Origin of the sequence: Ideonella azotifigens (genome assembly GCF_006519715.1) — a bacterium.
GTDB lineage: Bacteria > Pseudomonadota > Gammaproteobacteria > Burkholderiales > Burkholderiaceae_C > Ideonella > Ideonella azotifigens.
Window position 1 is genome coordinate 1 of record NZ_VIDT01001093.1, and the last position, 1264, is coordinate 1264.

The window sequence follows — 1264 nt, forward strand, 5'->3', positions numbered from 1 at the left end:
CCGGCCGGCAGGCTCCTACACCGACCCTCGCGGACCGGACGCCACCGAGGCCATGCTGCGGTTTTTCATGCAGCACCATCGCACGCCGTGAGCTCGCGGCCGCTGCCGCTGGCGGCATTGCTGCCGCCCCTGGGCAGCAGGCGCTCGTACTCCGCCCGGACCACGGCATAACACTCGCAGGTGCGCCGCTCCAGCCCGGGACGGTCCAGCACGGTGATGTGGCCGCGGCGGTACTGGATGAGCCCGGCGCGCTGCAGGTTGGCCGCCGCCTCGGTCACACCCTCGCGGCGCACGCCCAGCATGTTGGCGATCAGCTCCTGCGTCATCACCAGCTCGTTGCCCTGCAGGCGGTCCAGGCTGAGCAGCAACCAGCGGCACAGCTGCTGGTCCAGCGAATGGTGGCGGTTGCAGACGGCCGTCTGCGCCATCTGCGTGATCAGCGCCTGGGTGTAGCGCAGCAGCAGGTGCATGACCGCGACCGAGCGGCTGAATTCGGCCTTCAGCAAGGGGCCGCGCATGCGAAAACCGGCCCCCGCGCTTTGCACCACCGAGCGGCTGGTGGTGGTCTCGCCGCCCATGAACAGCGAAATCCCGACGATGCCTTCATTGCCCACCACGGCGATCTCGGCCGAGTCGCCGTCTTCCATCACATACAGCAGCGAAACGATGGCGGTGGTGGGGAAGTAGACATGGGTCATGCCCATGCCGGACTCGTAGAGCACCTCGCCCAATGGCCACTCCACCGGCTCCAGCATGGGCAACCAGTTGGCCCATTCGTCGGCAGGCAAGGCCGCGAGCAGGCGGTTTTGCTTCGGATCTGGACTGCTCGCCATGGCGCCTCCCGCAGGGGCCAGTGCCGACGGGTGCCGGGGCGGCAACCCGGGCCGGACTGGTCAGGCAGTATGGCAGCACACGCCGGGGGGCCGCATCGCTATGCGTTGGGATCCCTGGGCAGCACGGGCCGGACGCGCGGTATCGCGTATTCCGAGCCCACCAGCGCCCTGGCCACCAGGTAGAACCTCCTGCCGTTGTCGCTCAGCTGGTCGATCTCGACTTCGCCGCCCGCATTGCAAGGGAAGGAAAAGCCCCGTCCGCCATGCAGCGACTCGTAAAGCAACTCGAAACAGGCAGTGGCCACACCGGCGCGAACCTCACTGATGGGTGTCATGCCCTGCTTCCGGGCCTGACGACGGCGCGTCCGGCTTGCCTGAGCGATGGGCGTCGTGGCCGGCCTGCCAGGCCTCGTACCGCATGGCCCAGCGGG

At 68.5% G+C, this 1264-nt stretch carries 2 protein-coding genes; both read right to left on the bottom strand.

The features are described from left to right. Positions 1-65: 65 nt before the first annotated feature. Positions 66-833 (bottom strand): Crp/Fnr family transcriptional regulator, encoded by a 768-nt coding sequence (locus FKP22_RS30805; protein ID WP_141291985.1) that lies wholly within the window; start codon positions 831-833, stop codon positions 66-68. A gap of 98 nt (positions 834-931) precedes the next feature. Then, positions 932-1168, bottom strand: a complete 237-nt coding sequence (locus FKP22_RS30810; protein WP_141291986.1) for a hypothetical protein — start codon at positions 1166-1168, stop codon at positions 932-934. Positions 1169-1264: the final 96 nt, after the last annotated feature.

Coding starts and splice junctions, on each gene's coding strand:
- FKP22_RS30805 (WP_141291985.1), bottom strand. CDS start 833: ATGGCGAGCAGTCCAGATCCGAAGCAAAACCGCCTGCTCGCGGCCTTG.
- FKP22_RS30810 (WP_141291986.1), bottom strand. CDS start 1,168: ATGACACCCATCAGTGAGGTTCGCGCCGGTGTGGCCACTGCCTGTTTC.